General features: G+C 57.4%; 16 protein-coding genes and 1 other annotated feature. Of the genes, 11 read left to right on the plus strand and 5 right to left on the minus strand.

All coding sequences use genetic code 11. The features are described from left to right. Window positions 1–182: 182 nt before the first annotated feature. Entirely contained in the window at window positions 183–434 is a 252-nt protein-coding gene (locus tag ACWPW2_RS10220) for a YciN family protein (protein WP_454122822.1), read from the plus strand. Between the two features lie 34 nt (window positions 435–468). On the opposite strand, the gene sohB is transcribed toward ACWPW2_RS10220, so the two are convergent. Then, the gene (sohB, locus tag ACWPW2_RS10225; protein ID WP_454122824.1) at window positions 469–1,515 is read right to left on the minus strand and encodes a protease SohB; all 1,047 of its coding nucleotides are present in this window, start codon (window positions 1,513–1,515) and stop codon (window positions 469–471) included. A 226-nt stretch (window positions 1,516–1,741) separates the two neighbouring features. Here sohB and ACWPW2_RS10230 point away from each other — a divergent pair, with 226 nt between their 5' ends. Further along, window positions 1,742–2,497 carry a YciK family oxidoreductase gene (locus ACWPW2_RS10230; protein WP_124968206.1) on the plus strand — a complete coding sequence of 252 codons (756 nt, stop codon included), beginning with the start codon at window positions 1,742–1,744 and terminating at the stop codon, window positions 2,495–2,497. After that, window positions 2,494–3,084: a cob(I)yrinic acid a,c-diamide adenosyltransferase gene (gene cobO / locus ACWPW2_RS10235; RefSeq protein ID WP_312117744.1), complete on the plus strand. Its 591-nt coding sequence runs from the start codon at window positions 2,494–2,496 to the stop codon at window positions 3,082–3,084. Before ACWPW2_RS10230 ends, cobO begins: the two co-directional genes overlap by 4 nt. Before the next feature lie 32 nt (window positions 3,085–3,116). Here cobO and rluB read toward each other — a convergent pair whose 3' ends face one another. From rluB to rnm, 3 genes are all read right to left on the minus strand, one after another. Further along, window positions 3,117–4,013 carry a 23S rRNA pseudouridine(2605) synthase RluB gene (rluB, locus tag ACWPW2_RS10240; protein WP_054803447.1) on the minus strand — a complete coding sequence of 299 codons (897 nt, stop codon included), beginning with the start codon at window positions 4,011–4,013 and terminating at the stop codon, window positions 3,117–3,119. Between the two features lie 98 nt (window positions 4,014–4,111). After that, the gene (locus tag ACWPW2_RS10245) at window positions 4,112–4,732 is read right to left on the minus strand and encodes an L-threonylcarbamoyladenylate synthase (protein WP_124968203.1); all 621 of its coding nucleotides are present in this window, start codon (window positions 4,730–4,732) and stop codon (window positions 4,112–4,114) included. Then, the gene (gene rnm, locus ACWPW2_RS10250) at window positions 4,729–5,610 is read right to left on the minus strand and encodes an RNase RNM (protein WP_454122828.1); all 882 of its coding nucleotides are present in this window, start codon (window positions 5,608–5,610) and stop codon (window positions 4,729–4,731) included. The genes ACWPW2_RS10245 and rnm overlap by 4 nt, the downstream gene beginning before the upstream one ends. A 160-nt stretch (window positions 5,611–5,770) precedes the next feature. Continuing rightward, window positions 5,771–5,866, plus strand: a sequence feature (Trp leader region). 19 nt (window positions 5,867–5,885) lie between these two features. Here rnm and ACWPW2_RS10255 point away from each other — a divergent pair. Genes ACWPW2_RS10255 through trpA form a run of 5 tightly spaced genes read left to right on the plus strand, consistent with a single transcriptional unit; the run spans window position 5,886 to window position 12,417 of the window. Further along, complete coding sequence (locus tag ACWPW2_RS10255; RefSeq protein ID WP_454122830.1) at window positions 5,886–7,448, plus strand: anthranilate synthase component 1; 1,563 nt, start codon at window positions 5,886–5,888, stop codon at window positions 7,446–7,448. Then, window positions 7,448–9,043, plus strand: coding sequence for a bifunctional anthranilate synthase glutamate amidotransferase component TrpG/anthranilate phosphoribosyltransferase TrpD (gene trpD / locus ACWPW2_RS10260; protein WP_124968200.1), 1,596 nt, complete (start codon window positions 7,448–7,450; stop codon window positions 9,041–9,043). Before ACWPW2_RS10255 ends, trpD begins: the two co-directional genes overlap by 1 nt. Before the next feature lie 3 nt (window positions 9,044–9,046). After that, entirely contained in the window at window positions 9,047–10,405 is a 1,359-nt protein-coding gene (trpCF, locus tag ACWPW2_RS10265) for a bifunctional indole-3-glycerol-phosphate synthase TrpC/phosphoribosylanthranilate isomerase TrpF (protein WP_454122832.1), read from the plus strand. A 9-nt stretch (window positions 10,406–10,414) separates the two neighbouring features. Continuing rightward, a complete protein-coding gene (gene trpB, locus ACWPW2_RS10270) occupies window positions 10,415–11,608 on the plus strand; it encodes a tryptophan synthase subunit beta (RefSeq protein WP_023478707.1) in 1,194 nt (397 codons plus the stop codon). Continuing rightward, window positions 11,608–12,417 (plus strand): tryptophan synthase subunit alpha, encoded by an 810-nt coding sequence (gene trpA, locus ACWPW2_RS10275; RefSeq protein WP_023478789.1) that lies wholly within the window; start codon window positions 11,608–11,610, stop codon window positions 12,415–12,417. The genes trpB and trpA overlap by 1 nt, the downstream gene beginning before the upstream one ends. Before the next feature lie 52 nt (window positions 12,418–12,469). On the opposite strand, the gene ompW is transcribed toward trpA, so the two are convergent. Continuing rightward, a complete protein-coding gene (gene ompW, locus ACWPW2_RS10280) occupies window positions 12,470–13,105 on the minus strand; it encodes an outer membrane protein OmpW (protein ID WP_124968197.1) in 636 nt (211 codons plus the stop codon). A 278-nt stretch (window positions 13,106–13,383) separates the two neighbouring features. Here ompW and ACWPW2_RS10285 point away from each other — a divergent pair, with 278 nt between their 5' ends. Genes ACWPW2_RS10285 through ACWPW2_RS10295 form a run of 3 tightly spaced genes read left to right on the plus strand, consistent with a single transcriptional unit; the run spans window position 13,384 to window position 15,145 of the window. Then, window positions 13,384–13,788 (plus strand): YkgJ family cysteine cluster protein, encoded by a 405-nt coding sequence (locus ACWPW2_RS10285; protein ID WP_454122835.1) that lies wholly within the window; start codon window positions 13,384–13,386, stop codon window positions 13,786–13,788. A 24-nt stretch (window positions 13,789–13,812) separates the two neighbouring features. Next, window positions 13,813–14,556, plus strand: coding sequence for a YciC family protein (locus ACWPW2_RS10290; protein WP_279793405.1), 744 nt, complete (start codon window positions 13,813–13,815; stop codon window positions 14,554–14,556). A 46-nt stretch (window positions 14,557–14,602) separates the two neighbouring features. Beyond that, on the plus strand, window positions 14,603–15,145 hold the full coding sequence (locus ACWPW2_RS10295) for a septation protein A (protein ID WP_023478762.1): 543 nt from the start codon (window positions 14,603–14,605) through the stop codon (window positions 15,143–15,145). The last annotated feature ends 1 nt before the right edge of the window (window position 15,146 follow it).

Below are 15,146 nucleotides of genomic sequence, written 5' to 3' on the forward strand. Positions count from 1 at the left end.
TCTGTTGCCAGATTGACGAAAGGGTCACACTGTACCTGATAAAATTTGTTAAGCAACTTTATTAGCATGCAAAAACGCATCGCGCCAGGTTAACGAGCCCGTAAGCCCCTCACAAAACAAGGGAAAATTTGCCCCTCACCTTTGCTGGCGGTAAACTTCGACAAAAATTGAGGAGGATGAAAATGAGCGAGACATCTCAACCTATCGATCGTCAGGCGTTGCTTGAGCTGGCGAATCAGCTAATTCGCGATCATGACGACACGCTGGCGGGCATTGAGGCCACTGGTGTGACGCAGCGCAACGGCGTGCTGGTGTTTAGCGGAGAGTACTACCTGGATGAGCAAGGGTTGCCAACGGGGAAAAGCACGGCGGTATTCAATATGTTCAAATATTTAGCCCATGAACTTTCTGGAAAGTACCACCTGATCGACTAAAAAAGAACGCGAGGCCTGAGCCTCGCGTTTTTGTTTACATCATCGGTTTTTGCCCGCGCTGCCACCAGCGCATCAGCAGATGATCAACGCTTTCTGTTGCGCTACCGGTAAAGCGCTCCAGCAACTTTTTACGCTGTTGGTAACGCACGCCAATCGCTTCGTGCTCCTGAATCAGACCCAGTAACAGCTCATCGCTGGTGCCGACTTCATCCACCAGCCCCTTCTCCAGCGCCTGGCTACCGTACCAGTGCTCGCCGGTCGCGACCTGCTCAATATCAAGCTGCGGCCGCATCTGGCTGACAAAACCTTTGAATAGATCGTGAGTTTCGTTAAGGTTCTCACGAAACTTCTGCCGACCCTCTTCCGTGTTCTCACCCAGCAGCGTCAGCGTGCGCTTGTACTGCCCGGCGGTATGCAGCTCAATATCAATATCTTTGCTTTTCAGGAAGCGGTTGAAGTTGGGCACCTGCGCCACCACGCCAATGGAGCCAATGATGGAAAACGGTGCGGCGACAATTTTATCCGCCACGCAAGCCATCATGTACCCGCCGCTGGCGGCGACTTTGTCCACGGCAACGGTGAGCGGGATCTGCTTATCGCGCAGGCGCTGCAGCTGCGAGGCCGCCAGACCGTAACCGTGCACCACGCCGCCCGGGCTTTCAAGACGCAGCAGCACCTGATCGTTCGGCGTTGCGACGCTCAGCACGGCGGTGATCTCTTCGCGCAGACCGTGCACTTCACCCGCATCCATGCTGCCTTTAAAGTCGAGTACGTAGACGCGCGGTTTGACCGGCTCTTTTGACACGCCCGCCTTCGCCTGGGCTTTTGCCGCCTTCGCATCTGCCTTCAGCTTTTTCTTCTGCGCTTTATGCCACTGCTTCTGCTGGTGAGTATCCATCAGGCCGACGGACATCTCCTCCTGCATCTCTTTATAGTGCTCGTTAAAGCGGGTGATCTTCAGCTCGCCGCGCTGACGTTTGCGCTGGCGCAGATTGATGACAAGCGTCATAACGATCGCCACCGCCACCACCACGGTGGCAACTTTGGCTAAAAACAGACCATATTCAGAGAGTAATTCCATGCATACCACCTCGGTGACTTCACTCAATAATCGGCTCAGTGTACATGAGCGGTGCGGGCGCGTCTCGCGCCAGGCGTGCGGCCGCTTCGCCATGTTGCTGAATTTTTTAGCACTCCTTAGGGTAAAGGGTATGTAACTCTCCCCTTCACCGATTGAAATAGCCGGACGTTTAAGGCATAAAGCCAACACGTGAAGGTGATTACAGGCTGCGGCCTGAGGAGACAGAGTGCACTATCAGCCCAAACGCGACCTGCTAAACGGTCGCATCATTCTTGTCACCGGTGCCAGCGACGGTATTGGAAAAGAGGCGGCATTAACCTACGCCCGCCACGGCGCCAGCCTGATTCTGCTGGGTCGTAATGAAGAGAAACTGCGCCGCGTCGCGCAGCAGGTGAACGACGAAGGCCAGGCCGCGCAGTGGTTTATCCTCGATATGGCAACCTGCACCCCCGAAGATTGCCAACAGCTCGCCAGTGAAATCGCAACCACCACACCCCATCTGGATGGCGTGCTGCATAACGCCGGCCTGCTCGGCGATATCTGCCCGATGAGCGAGCAGGATCCGGCCGTCTGGAACGAAGTGATGCAGGTCAACGTTAACGCCACGTTCTACCTCACCCAGGCACTGCTTCCTTTATTACTCAAATCGGACTGTGGCTCGCTGGTCTTTACCTCCTCCAGCGTCGGTCGCCAGGGGCGCGCCAACTGGGGCGCGTACGCGACCTCGAAGTTTGCCACCGAAGGGATGATGCAGGTGCTGGCGGAAGAGTATCAAAACCGGCTGCGCGTCAACTGCATCAACCCCGGCGGAACGCGCACCAGCATGCGCGCCAGCGCCTTCCCGACGGAAGATCCACAGAAGCTTAAAACCCCGGCCGACATTATGCCGCTCTACTTGTGGCTGATGGGCGATGACAGCCGCCGCAAAACCGGCATGACCTTCGATGCGCAACCGGGCCGCAAGCCGGGGATCGCCCAATGAGCGATGAACGTTACCAGCAGCGCCAGCAGAAGGTGAAAGAGCGCGTCGATGCACGGGTTGCCGCCGCCCAGGATGAGCGCGGGATTGTTATTGTTTTCACCGGTAACGGCAAAGGCAAAACCACGGCGGCTTTTGGCACCGCCACGCGCGCCGTCGGGCATGGCAAAAAGGTGGGTGTCATTCAGTTTATCAAGGGCACCTGGCCAAACGGTGAGCGTAACTTACTTGAACCTTTGGGCGTCGAATTTCAGGTGATGGCCACCGGCTTTACCTGGGACACGCAAAACCGCGAAAGCGATACCGTCGCCTGCCTTGAAGTCTGGCAGCATGCCGAGCGGATGCTGGCCGACCCGGCGCTGGATATGGTGCTGCTGGATGAGTTGACCTACATGGTGGCGTATGACTATTTGCCGCTGGAGACGGTGTTAACCGCCCTGCAAAACCGCCCGCCGATGCAGACGGTGATCATTACCGGACGCGGCTGCCATCGCGATATTCTTGAGGCGGCGGATACGGTGAGTGAGTTAAGGCCGGTGAAGCATGCGTTTGAGGCGGGAATAAAAGCGCAGATCGGCATCGACTATTAACGATAAAAAAAGGGGCTTGCGCCCCTTTTTCATTAATCGTTTTTAGTGCGTCCGCCACCCGGGCGGCGATTACCACCGGCAGGCTTACCGCCAGTCGGCTGAGCGTGGCGCTTCACGGCGCGACGGATTTGGTTCGCTTTCATGCGACGGCGATCTTTCTCCACCGCGACTTTTGATTGCGTCTCAGCATCCAGACCGACCAGCTCACGCAGGTAGTTAGTCTGCGCCAGATCCAGCTCGGTCCAGCCGCCGCGCGGCAGCCCTTTCGGCAACGGAATATCGCCGTAGCGTACGCGGATAAGACGGCTCACCTGCACACCGACCGCTTCCCACAGGCGACGCACTTCGCGGTTGCGCCCTTCGGTCAGCGTAACGTTGTACCACTGGTTAATGCCTTCCCCGCCGCTGAATTTGATAGTCTTAAACGCTGCCGGACCATCCTCAAGCTGCACACCGCGCGACAGATCGCGCAGCTTCGCGTCATCCACTTCGCCAAACACGCGCACGGCGTATTCGCGCTCGACTTCGCGGCTCGGGTGCATCAGGCGGTTCGCCAGCTCACCGTCGGTAGTGAAAAGCAGCAGACCGCAGGTGTTGACGTCCAGACGACCGACGGCAATCCAGCGCGCACCGCGCAGTTTCGGCAGACGGTCAAACACCGTCGGGCGCCCTTCCGGATCGTTACGGGTGCAGAGCTCGCCTTCCGGTTTGTAATAAGCCAGTACGCGGCAGATCTGTTCGACGGACTCTTTCACCGAAATGAGATGACCATCGATACGGATTTTCAGCCCCGGCGTGACCTCGACGCGGTCGCCCAGCGTGGCGATTTTGCCATCAACGCTGACGCGGCCTGCCTGGATAATAGTTTCGATTTCACGGCGGGAGCCGTGGCCGGCCCGCGCCAGCACTTTCTGTAGTTTCTCGCTCATAGAGCATCCTTTATGTCGCCTTCACAGGCGTCGAATAGGGTCATCAGCCCGGCTTAAGCCGCGTCTGAAATGGCCGCGTAGTATAGCGACTTGCGCCGCTATAAGAAAGGCCTAACGTCACCGACGCCTTCGCGGATCACCACCGGCGCATCGTCGGTCAGATCGACCACCGTCGTCGGCTGCTGGCCGAGATAGCCGCCGTGAATCACCAGATCCACCAGCTTCTCCAGACGATCTTTAATTTCATCGGGATCAGACTCGGTAAACTCGCTGCCCGGCAGCATCAGCGACGTCGAGAGCATCGGCTCATTGAGCGTCTCCAGCAGCGCCAGCGCAATCGGGTTTGACGGCACGCGCAGGCCGATAGTTTTACGTTTCTCCTGCAACAGGCGGCGCGGCACCTCTTTGGTCCCTTTCAGGATGAAGGTGTAGTTACCTGGCGTGTTGTTTTTGATCAGGCGAAACGCCACATTATCGACGAACGCGTAGGTGGAGAGTTCCGAGAGATCGCGGCACATCAGCGTAAAGTTGTGGCCGTCCGGCAGGTGACGGATGCGGCAAATACGCTCCATCGCCCCTTTATCTTCAAGTTTGCAGCCCAGCGCGTAGCCGGAGTCGGTGGGATAGACGATAACGCCGCCTTTGCGCACGATATCGACGGCCTGATTGATTAAACGCGGCTGCGGATTATCTGGATGAATATAAAAAAACTGACTCATACAACCCTCTCTGTGTTGTTCTGCGGCTGCTCCCACGCCGACCAGACGCCGTCGACGCCTGCCGGAAGCCAAAGTTTGCGTCCCAGTTCAATCCAGGGACAGGGCTGATGAAAATCAGACCCCTGCGACCCTAACAGACCGAACTGGCGGGCATACTCCGCCAACTGGGTTCGCTCATTGGGAGCCTGCTGGCATTGGGCAACTTCCATCGCCTCACCGCCGCATTGAGCAAAATGCGCCAGCAGTCTCTTAAGCCATTTGGCAGAAAGATTATAACGCCCCGGATGGGCCATTACCGCCGTCCCGCCAGAATGATGAATCACATCAATGGCTTGTTCTATTGTACACCACTGCGGCGGAACGTAACCCGTTTTGCCACGGGCGAGGTACTTTTTGAAAACATCGGCCATATTGCCCGCTTTACCCTGCTCAACCAGGAAACGGGCGAAATGGCCGCGTGTGACATTCGCGCCCTGCGCCAGACGCATCGCCCCTTCCAGCGCGCCGGGAATATGGGCTTTCTCCAGCCGCTCGGCGATAAGATTTGCGCGCTCGGTGCGGCGCTGGGATTGCTGCTCAAGAAAAGCACGCATCGCCGGGTGGTCGATATCAATATTCAGCCCAACAATGTGGATCTCGTGGTTTTCCCAAAGCGTTGAGATCTCCACCCCGCTGATTAAATTGAGATCCAGCCCGGCGCGGGCGATTTCAGCGCGGGCGGCAGGAATGGCGTCGGTAGTGTCGTGATCGGTGATCGCCAGCGTACCGATGCGCATCTCGACCGCGCGGTGCACCAGCGCCTCGGGGGAAAGCAGGCCATCAGAGGCGAGCGTGTGGCTGTGAAGATCGTAAATAATGGCGTAATTCGTGTCGCTCAAAGCGGCTCCGCTAATTCATCAAACTGCAATTTGTGACCTATCATAACGGGTAGCACACATTTTCTGAATTCATGGTTGACTTTCTTTTCATGAACCAGTTAACTAGTACGCAAGTTCACTCGACAACGGTATCGCAAAAATGAATGCACATCTCTTTAACAATCGCTGGTGGCGCACTCCCTGTTAAGGGCTTTGTGATCACGTGCGCATTCAGCATACCGATACCAGGCCCGCTTTTTTCAGCGGGCTTTTTTTTGAACAAATTAATGAGAGCGATGCAGATGCAAAAACCAGCACTCGACCTTCTGACCACCCAGGCGCGTTACCACAGCAACCCGACGGCGCTGTTCCACCAGCTGTGCGACGCCCGTCCTGCGACTCTGCTGCTTGAATCCGCCGACATCGACAGCAAAGACGATCTCAAAAGCCTGCTGCTGGTCGACAGCGCGCTGCGCATTACCGCATTAGGTGACACCGTCACACTTACCGCACTGACCGCTAATGGTGCCGCCCTGCTGACACTGCTTGATGCCGTGCTGCCTTCAGGCGTCGAAAATAACGTGCTGGAAAATGGTCGCGAACTGCGCTTCCCGGCGGTTAGCCAGCTGCTTGATGAAGATGCCCGCCTCTGCTCGCTCTCGGTGTTTGATGCGTTTCGTCTGCTGCAGGGGCTGGTTGAACTGCCGGCCGATGAGCGTGAAGCGATGTTTTTCGGTGGCCTGTTTGCCTATGACCTGGTCGCGGGTTTTGAAGATCTGCCGGCGCTGAAGCACGACCGCAACTGCCCGGACTACTGCTTCTATCTCGCTGAAACCTTACTGGTGATCGACCACCAGAAAAAAGAGACGCGCATTCAGGCGAGCCTCTTTACCCCGTCTGCGAGCGAAAAAGATCGCCTGCTGCAACGCGTCGAGACGCTGCGCCAGCAGCTTGATGCGCCGGTCACGCCGCTGCCGGTAGAAACCGTTGAACATATGCAGTGCGACTGCAACCAGAGCGATGAGGCGTATGGTGATGTGGTGCGCAAAATGCAAAAAGCGATTCGCGCCGGTGAAATTTTCCAGGTCGTGCCGTCGCGCCGCTTCACCTTGCCCTGCCCGTCGCCACTCGCCGCGTATGAAGTGCTGAAAAAGAGCAACCCCAGCCCCTATATGTTCTTTATGCAGGATGCGGATTTCACGCTGTTCGGCGCCTCGCCGGAGAGCTCCCTGAAATATGACGCCAGCAACCGCCAGATTGAGATTTACCCGATTGCCGGGACGCGCCCACGCGGTCGTCGCGCCGATGGTTCACTGGATCGCGATCTCGACAGCCGTATTGAGCTTGAAATGCGTACCGACCACAAAGAGCTCTCTGAACACTTGATGCTGGTTGACCTGGCACGTAACGACCTGGCACGTATCTGTACACCGGGGAGCCGTTACGTGGCGGATCTGACGAAAGTCGACCGTTACTCCTATGTGATGCACCTGGTCTCCCGCGTGGTGGGCGAGCTGCGTCACGATCTCGATGTGCTGCACGCCTATCGCGCCTGCATGAATATGGGCACCCTCAGCGGCGCGCCAAAAGTACGCGCTATGCAGCTGATTGCCGAAGCCGAAGGCACGCGTCGCGGCAGCTACGGCGGCGCGGTGGGTTACTTCACCGCCCATGGCGATCTCGATACCTGCATCGTCATCCGCTCCGCGTGGGTGGAGGATGGTATCGCTACCGTTCAGGCCGGTGCAGGCGTGGTGCTGGATTCCGTTCCGCAGTCCGAAGCCGATGAAACCCGTAACAAAGCCCGCGCGGTTCTGCGCGCTATCGCCACCGCCCACCACGCACAGGAGATTTTCTGATGGCTGACATTCTGCTGCTCGATAATATCGACTCCTTTACTTACAACCTGGCGGATCAGCTGCGCGCAAGCGGACACAACGTGGTGATTTACCGCAACCATGTTCCGGCTCAAACCTTAATTGACCGTCTGGCGACCATGCAAAACCCGGTGTTGATGCTCTCACCTGGTCCGGGCGCGCCCTCGGAAGCGGGTTGTATGCCGGAGCTGCTGACGCGTATGCGCGGCAAACTGCCGATCATCGGCATCTGCCTCGGTCACCAGGCGATTGTCGAAGCCTATGGCGGTTATGTCGGCCAGGCCGGTGAGATCCTGCATGGTAAAGCTTCCAGCATTGAACATGACGGCCAGGCGATGTTCGCAGGCCTCAGCAACCCGCTGCCGGTTGCCCGTTACCACTCACTGGTTGGCAGTAATATTCCCGCCGGGCTCACCATCAATGCCCATTTCGATGGCATGGTGATGGCGGTGCGCCATGACGCCGATCGCGTTTGCGGCTTCCAGTTCCACCCGGAATCGATTCTCACCACCCAAGGCGCGCGCCTGCTGGAGCAGACGCTGGCGTGGGCATTACAGAAGCTTGAACAGGCAAACACCCTGCAACCGATCCTGGAGAAGCTCTACCAGGCCGAGACGCTGAGCCAGCAGGAGAGCCACCAGCTCTTCTCTGCGGTGGTGCGCGGTGAGCTGAAGCCGGAGCAGCTGGCGGCGGCGCTGGTCAGTATGAAGATCCGTGGCGAACAGCCGCAGGAGATTGCCGGTGCGGCGACTGCCCTGCTGGAGAACGCCGCGCCCTTCCCGCGCCCGGAGTACGCCTTTGCCGATATCGTTGGCACCGGCGGGGATGGCAGCAACAGTATCAATATCTCCACTGCCAGCGCGTTTGTCGCCGCCGCCTGCGGCCTGAAAGTGGCCAAGCACGGCAACCGCAGCGTCTCAAGCCGCTCTGGTTCGTCCGATCTATTGGCGGCGTTTGGCATCAATCTGGATATGAATGCGGACAAATCCCGCACGGCGCTCGATGAGCTCGGCGTCTGCTTCCTCTTCGCACCGAAGTACCACACCGGGTTTCGCCACGCGATGCCGGTTCGCCAGCAGCTAAAAACCCGCACACTGTTTAACGTGCTCGGGCCGCTGATTAACCCGGCGCACCCACCGCTAGCGCTGATTGGCGTCTACAGCGCGGAGCTAGTGCTGCCAATTGCCGAAACCCTGCGCGTGCTCGGTTATCAGCGTGCGGCGGTAGTGCACAGCGGCGGAATGGATGAGGTCTCGCTGCATGCGCCAACCGTGGTTGCCGAACTGCACGATGGCGAAATCAGGAGCTATCAGTTAACGGCAGCTGACTTCGGCCTGACCGCCTACCATCAGGAGGCGCTGGCGGGCGGCACGCCGGAAGAAAACCGTGACATTCTGACCCGCTTATTACAAGGTAAAGGCGAGCCTGCTCACGAGGCTGCCGTCGCCGCCAACGTCGCCATGTTGATGCGGCTGCACGGCAAAGAAGATCTGAAGGCTAACGCGCAACAGGTACTGGACGTCCTGCACAGCGGGGCCGCTTACGACAAAGTCACCGCACTTGCGGCAAGAGGGTAAACAATGCAGACCGTTTTAGCGAAAATCGTCGCCGACAAAGCTGTATGGGTTGCGGCGCGCAAGGAGCAACAACCGCTGGCCTCTTTTCAGAACGAGGTGCAGCCGAGCACACGCCACTTCTATGATGCACTGCGTGGAACACATACCGTGTTTATCCTCGAGTGCAAAAAAGCGTCGCCCTCGAAAGGGGTGATCCGCGCAGATTTCGACCCGGCGCGCATTGCGGATATCTATCAGCATCACGCCTCGGCAATTTCGGTGCTGACCGATGAGAAATATTTCCAGGGGAGCTTCGACTTCCTGCGTATCGTCAGCGACATCGCGCCGCAGCCGGTGCTGTGCAAAGACTTTATTATCGATGCCTACCAGATTTACCTGGCGCGCTACTACCATGCCGACGCCTGCCTGTTAATGCTCTCGGTACTGGATGATGAGCAGTACCGCACGCTTTCCGCCGTGGCGCACAGCCTCAATATGGGCGTGCTGACAGAAGTGAGTAATGAAGAGGAGCTGGAGCGCGCGGTGGCGCTGGGCGCCAAAGTTGTCGGCATTAATAACCGCGATCTGCGCGACCTCTCCATCGATCTCAACCGCACCCGTGAACTGGCCCCGCGTCTTGGCGCTGGCGTCACGGTAATTAGCGAGTCTGGCATCAACACTTATGCGCAGGTGCGTGAACTGAGCCACTTTGCCAACGGTTTCCTGATTGGCTCTGCGCTGATGTCTCACGACGATCTGGATGCGGCGGTAAAACGCGTTCTGCTGGGTGAAAACAAAGTGTGCGGCCTGACCCGCGCTGAAGATGCGCAGGCGGCACATGACGCTGGAGCCATTTACGGTGGGCTGATTTTTGTGGCCGCCTCGCCGCGCGCGGTAAACGTTGAGCAGGCAGAAAAAGTGATGCAGGGCGCGCCCCTGAGTTATGTTGGCGTGTTCCGTAATGCTCCAGCCGACGAGGTTGTGGCGACCGCAGCTAAACTTAAGCTGAGTGCCGTTCAGCTGCATGGCGATGAAGATCAGGCCTACATCTCCTCCCTGCGCACACAGCTTGGCGAGCAGACGCAAATCTGGAAAGCCCTTAGCGTCACCACAACGCTGCCGCCGCGCAACCTTGAGCACGTCGATAAATATGTGCTGGATAACGGCCAGGGCGGCACGGGCAAAAGTTTTGACTGGTCGCTGCTGACCGGCGAAACGCTCGACAATGTACTGCTGGCCGGCGGGCTGGGCGCGGATAACTGCGTACAGGCGGCGAAAGCTGGCTGTGCCGGATTAGATTTCAATTCTGGCGTAGAGTCGGAGCCGGGTATTAAAGACGCCAGCAAACTGGCCTCGGTGTTCCGTACGCTGCGTGCATATTAAGGAAGCAAGATGACGACACTACTGAACCCCTACTTTGGTGAATTTGGCGGTATGTACGTTCCGCAAATTCTGATGCCCGCGCTGCGCCAGCTGGAAGAGGCGTTTGTCAGCGCGCAGAGCGATGCGGCGTTCCAGCAGCAGTTTAACGACCTGCTAAAAAACTATGCCGGTCGCCCGACGGCGCTGACCAAATGTCAGAACCTGACCGCCGGTACCCGCACCACGCTCTACCTTAAGCGTGAAGATCTGCTCCACGGCGGCGCGCACAAAACTAACCAGGTGCTGGGCCAGGCGCTGCTTGCTAAACGGATGGGCAAAACCGAGATTATTGCCGAAACCGGCGCGGGTCAGCATGGCGTGGCGTCTGCGCTTGCCAGCGCCCTGCTCGGCCTGAAGTGCCGCATCTATATGGGCGCAAAAGATGTGGAGCGCCAGTCGCCGAACGTCTTCCGTATGCGACTGATGGGCGCGGAAGTGATCCCGGTGCACAGCGGCTCAGCCACCCTGAAAGATGCCTGTAACGAAGCGCTGCGCGACTGGTCCGGCAGCTACGAAACCGCGCACTATATGCTCGGCACCGCAGCCGGCCCGCACCCCTTCCCGACCATTGTGCGCGAGTTCCAGCGCATGATCGGCGAAGAGACTAAAGCGCAGATCCTCGAAAGAGAGGGACGTCTGCCGGATGCGGTGATCGCCTGCGTTGGCGGCGGATCTAACGCCATCGGGATGTTTGCCGACTTTATCGAAGAGAGCGCCGTCGGCCTGATTGGCGTGGAACCGGCGGGTCACGGCATCGAGTCTGGCGAACACGGCGCGCCGCTGAAACATGGCCGCGTCGGCATCTACTTCGGCATGAAATCGCCGATGATGCAGACCGAAGATGGGCAGATTGAGGAGTCCTACTCCATCTCCGCCGGGCTGGATTTCCCGTCAGTAGGGCCGCAACACGCCCATCTCAACAGCACCGGTCGCGCTGAGTATGTCTCGATTACCGATGATGAAGCGCTGGAAGCATTTAAAACGCTCTGCCGCCACGAAGGGATTATCCCGGCGCTGGAGTCCTCCCATGCGCTGGCCCACGCGCTGAAGATGATGCGCGAAAACCCTGAGAAGGAGCAGTTGCTGGTGGTTAACCTCTCCGGGCGCGGCGACAAAGATATCTTCACCGTCCATGACATTCTGAAAGCGCGAGGCGAAATCTGATGGAACGCTATGACAACCTCTTCAACCAGCTCAACGCGCGCCGGGAAGGTGCCTTTGTCCCGTTTGTCACCCTCGGCGATCCGGAACCGGGCCTGTCGCTGCAAATTATCGACGCGCTGATCGAAGGCGGCGCGGATGCGCTGGAGCTGGGCATTCCCTTCTCCGATCCGCTGGCGGATGGCCCGACCATTCAGAGCGCCACGCTGCGCGCCTTCGCTGCGGGCGTTACCGTCGGCCACTGTTTTGAAATGCTGGCGGCGATCCGCCAGAAGCATCCGACCATCCCGATTGGCCTGCTGATGTATGCCAACCTGGTGTTTAGCCGCGGCGTTGATGAGTTTTACGCCCAGTGTGCCAGCGTCGGCGTCGATTCGGTGCTGGTCGCCGACGTGCCGATTGAGGAGTCCGCCCCGTTCCGCCAGGCGGCGATGCGCCACAATATCGCGCCTATCTTTATCTGCCCGCCGAATGCTGATGACGATCTGCTGCGCCAGATTGCCTCATACGGCCGCGGTTACACCTACCTGCTGTCGCGTGCAGGTGTGACCGGTGCGGAGAACCGCGCGGCGCTGCCGCTGCATCATCTGGTGGAGAAACTGACGGAGTATCATGCCGCGCCTGCGCTGCAGGGCTTTGGCATCTCGGCGCCGGATCAGGTGGCTTCCGCGATTGAAGCCGGTGCCGCGGGGGCGATTTCTGGATCGGCGATTGTGAAGATTATCGAGAGCAATCTGGATAACCCGACCGCAATGCTGGCCGAACTGAAAGGGTTTGTGCAGCGCCTGAAAGCCGCCACGCTGGCGAGTTAAGGGACGTAAAAAACGGAAACAGATCTGCAAAGGCCTGTTTCCGTCATTACCATCAGAAGCGGTAACCAGCAGAGAACATAAACACCCACGGATCGAGACGGGTATGGACGTTCTGCTGTACGCCGTTGTGTTTGAAGCGCACATCGGTATCGATATCCATCCACCACACCGACATGTTGATCAGCCAGTCGCGGTTAATCAGATAATCCACGCCCGCCTGTCCCGCTACGCCCCATGAATCTTTCAGACTCAAATCAGAGAGCCCTGCCTCTTTGCCGGTGGAGTTAAATTTCTCATCGAAAAAGGTGGTGTAGTTGATACCGGCACCCAGGTATGGGCGCACTTTGCTCTGGGAGTCAAAAAAGTACCACTGCGCCATCAGTGAAGGCGGCAGATGACTTACGGTAGCCAGATCGCCGGTCGGCGCGGTGCCAACGTGGTGGCGGAACGGCGTTGCGGCCAGCAGTTCAATACCGACGTTGTCGGTCGCCATCCATGTCATGGTCAGGCCAAGCTGCGTATTGTTATCAACGTTGAAACTGCCCAGCGCGCCTAAAACGTTATCTGAACCTTCCGTTGGACGGACGGTGGCCGAACCGGCCCGGATGAAAAACTCGCCTGCGTCGTGCGCGTATGCTACCCCGGAAAGGGTGCTGAGGATCAGTGCTGCCACGGCTAACTTCTTCATATCCACTCCATGTTTGAGGTTTTATCGCCGCGCACTATACCTGGTATTAGGTAGGATGTGATCCAATCCGGATCACACTTAACCCTGTAATTTAACATTCATTGATCTGGGTTAATTTTTGCGTTTCGTTACACTCCTTAACTTTTGTTGTTGCATCAATTTTTGCCTTATGAAGGCAAAAAAATATTCTTTTCACCCCCTCTTGTGCGCCCGTTTGAGCAGCGATAATTTATCTGCCTGACTTTTACTGTTGATGCGTCGTTAAGTGCAGGTGCGCTATGAGTGATCTCAACCCGTGCATGTCGTGCGGAGCCTGTTGTGCGTATTTTCGTGTCTCTTTCTACTGGGCTGAAGCTGATGATGCTGGCGGCCCGGTTCCGGTTCAGTTAACGGAGCCTCTCACCCCATTTTTGCGCTGTATGAGCGGAACCAATCAAAAACAGAGCCGCTGTGTGGCGCTGGTCGGTACGCCAGGCGAAAACGCAACCTGCAGCATTTATGCGCAGCGCCCCTCTCCCTGCCGTGAATTTCAGATGTCAGGCGAAGCGGGCGAAGTGAATGAAGCCTGCGATCGGGCGCGGGCGCGCTACGGTTTAGCGCCCCTTTACAAAGATATGCTTTTCCATACAAGCCGTGATGCTGCCACTGAGGGCCTATTCGGGGTACAATCGCCCGTCAATTAATATCGCCATACTCAAGGAGAGTGCATGTCTATCACGGCGAAATCCGTTTACCGTGACACGGGGAATTTTTTTCGTAATCAGTTCATTACGATTTTACTGATCGCGCTGTTGTGTGCTTTTATCACCGCTGTTATTGGGCATGCCTTTTCACCCAGTGAAGAGGAACTCTCCATTCTGACAGAGGGAGATAACCTGGCGGGCAGCGTAGGTCTGTTCGATCTGGTGCAGAATATGACCCAGGAACAGCAGATGGTGCTGCTACGCGCGTCTGGAGCGGCAACCTTTTCGGGGCTGATCGGCAATGCGATTCTGGCCGGTGGTATGTTACTGCTGATTCAGATGGTTTCTGCCGGTCAGCCGGTCAGCGCGTTACGGGCGATTGGTGCCAGCGCACCGATGCTGCTGAAGTTATTCCTGCTCATCATGCTTACCACCTTCATTGTGCAGTTCGGCATTATGTTTATCATTGTACCCGGCGTGATTCTGGCGATTCTGCTCGCCTTAGCGCCGATTATGCTGGTGCAGGAGAAAATAGGCATTTTCGCCGCCATGCGCAGCAGTGTGCGTCTTGGCTGGGCAAATATGCGCCTGGTGGCACCGGCGGTGATCGGCTGGTTGCTGGCAAAAACCGTGCTGCTGCTCTATGCCCACCACCTTGCGGTGTTCACACCGGAAGTGGGCGCGGTGATTGCCAACACCCTGAGCAATCTGCTCTCAGCCGCACTGCTGATTTATCTTTTCCGCCTCTATATGCTGATGCGCAAATAATTACCCCGGTCACCCGTCCGGGTGGCCCTTTTGATGGAATCGTAGAATGAAGCAGTTTCTTGATTTTCTGCCGCTGGCGCTCTTTTTTGTGGTCTACAAGATGTACGACATTTTCACCGCCACCAAGGTGCTGATTGTCGCCTCGGCCATCGTGCTGATTTACTGCTGGATCCGCTATCGCAAGGTAGAAAAAGTTGCGCTGATTACCTTCGTGCTGGTGGCGGTATTTGGCGGGCTGACGATTAAATTCCATGATGTGGAATTTATTAAGTGGAAAGTGACGGTGATCTACGGTCTGTTTGCCACGGCGCTGCTCTTTAGCCAGTGGGTAATGAAGAAGACGCTGATCCAGCGCATGCTCGGTAAAGAGCTGACGCTGCCGGACGCCGTCTGGTCGAAGCTTAATATCGCCTGGGCGCTTTTCTTTATCGTCTGCGGGCTGGCGAATATCTATATCGCATTCTGGCTGCCGTTCGACGTGTGGGTCAATTTCAAGGTCTTTGGCCTGACTATTCTCACCCTGCTGTTCACCGTGCTGAGCGGCGTCTATATCTACCGGCATATGCCGGCGCAGGATGAGAAATCCTGAT

It is taken from the genome of Kosakonia sp. Marseille-Q7440, from assembly GCF_965119485.1.

What these genes read in the sequence shown, in the direction of transcription:
- ACWPW2_RS10220 (WP_454122822.1), top strand. Translation starts at nt 183, where the DNA reads ATGAGCGAGACATCTCAACCTATCGATCGTCAGGCGTTGCTTGAGCTG.
- sohB (WP_454122824.1), bottom strand. Translation starts at nt 1,515, where the DNA reads ATGGAATTACTCTCTGAATATGGTCTGTTTTTAGCCAAAGTTGCCACC.
- cobO (WP_312117744.1), top strand. Translation starts at nt 2,494, where the DNA reads ATGAGCGATGAACGTTACCAGCAGCGCCAGCAGAAGGTGAAAGAGCGC.
- rluB (WP_054803447.1), bottom strand. Translation starts at nt 4,013, where the DNA reads ATGAGCGAGAAACTACAGAAAGTGCTGGCGCGGGCCGGCCACGGCTCC.
- ACWPW2_RS10245 (WP_124968203.1), bottom strand. Translation starts at nt 4,732, where the DNA reads ATGAGTCAGTTTTTTTATATTCATCCAGATAATCCGCAGCCGCGTTTA.
- ACWPW2_RS10255 (WP_454122830.1), top strand. Translation starts at nt 5,886, where the DNA reads ATGCAGATGCAAAAACCAGCACTCGACCTTCTGACCACCCAGGCGCGT.
- trpD (WP_124968200.1), top strand. Translation starts at nt 7,448, where the DNA reads ATGGCTGACATTCTGCTGCTCGATAATATCGACTCCTTTACTTACAAC.
- trpCF (WP_454122832.1), top strand. Translation starts at nt 9,047, where the DNA reads ATGCAGACCGTTTTAGCGAAAATCGTCGCCGACAAAGCTGTATGGGTT.
- trpB (WP_023478707.1), top strand. Translation starts at nt 10,415, where the DNA reads ATGACGACACTACTGAACCCCTACTTTGGTGAATTTGGCGGTATGTAC.
- trpA (WP_023478789.1), top strand. Translation starts at nt 11,608, where the DNA reads ATGGAACGCTATGACAACCTCTTCAACCAGCTCAACGCGCGCCGGGAA.
- ompW (WP_124968197.1), bottom strand. Translation starts at nt 13,105, where the DNA reads ATGAAGAAGTTAGCCGTGGCAGCACTGATCCTCAGCACCCTTTCCGGG.
- ACWPW2_RS10285 (WP_454122835.1), top strand. Translation starts at nt 13,384, where the DNA reads ATGAGTGATCTCAACCCGTGCATGTCGTGCGGAGCCTGTTGTGCGTAT.
- ACWPW2_RS10290 (WP_279793405.1), top strand. Translation starts at nt 13,813, where the DNA reads ATGTCTATCACGGCGAAATCCGTTTACCGTGACACGGGGAATTTTTTT.
- ACWPW2_RS10295 (WP_023478762.1), top strand. Translation starts at nt 14,603, where the DNA reads ATGAAGCAGTTTCTTGATTTTCTGCCGCTGGCGCTCTTTTTTGTGGTC.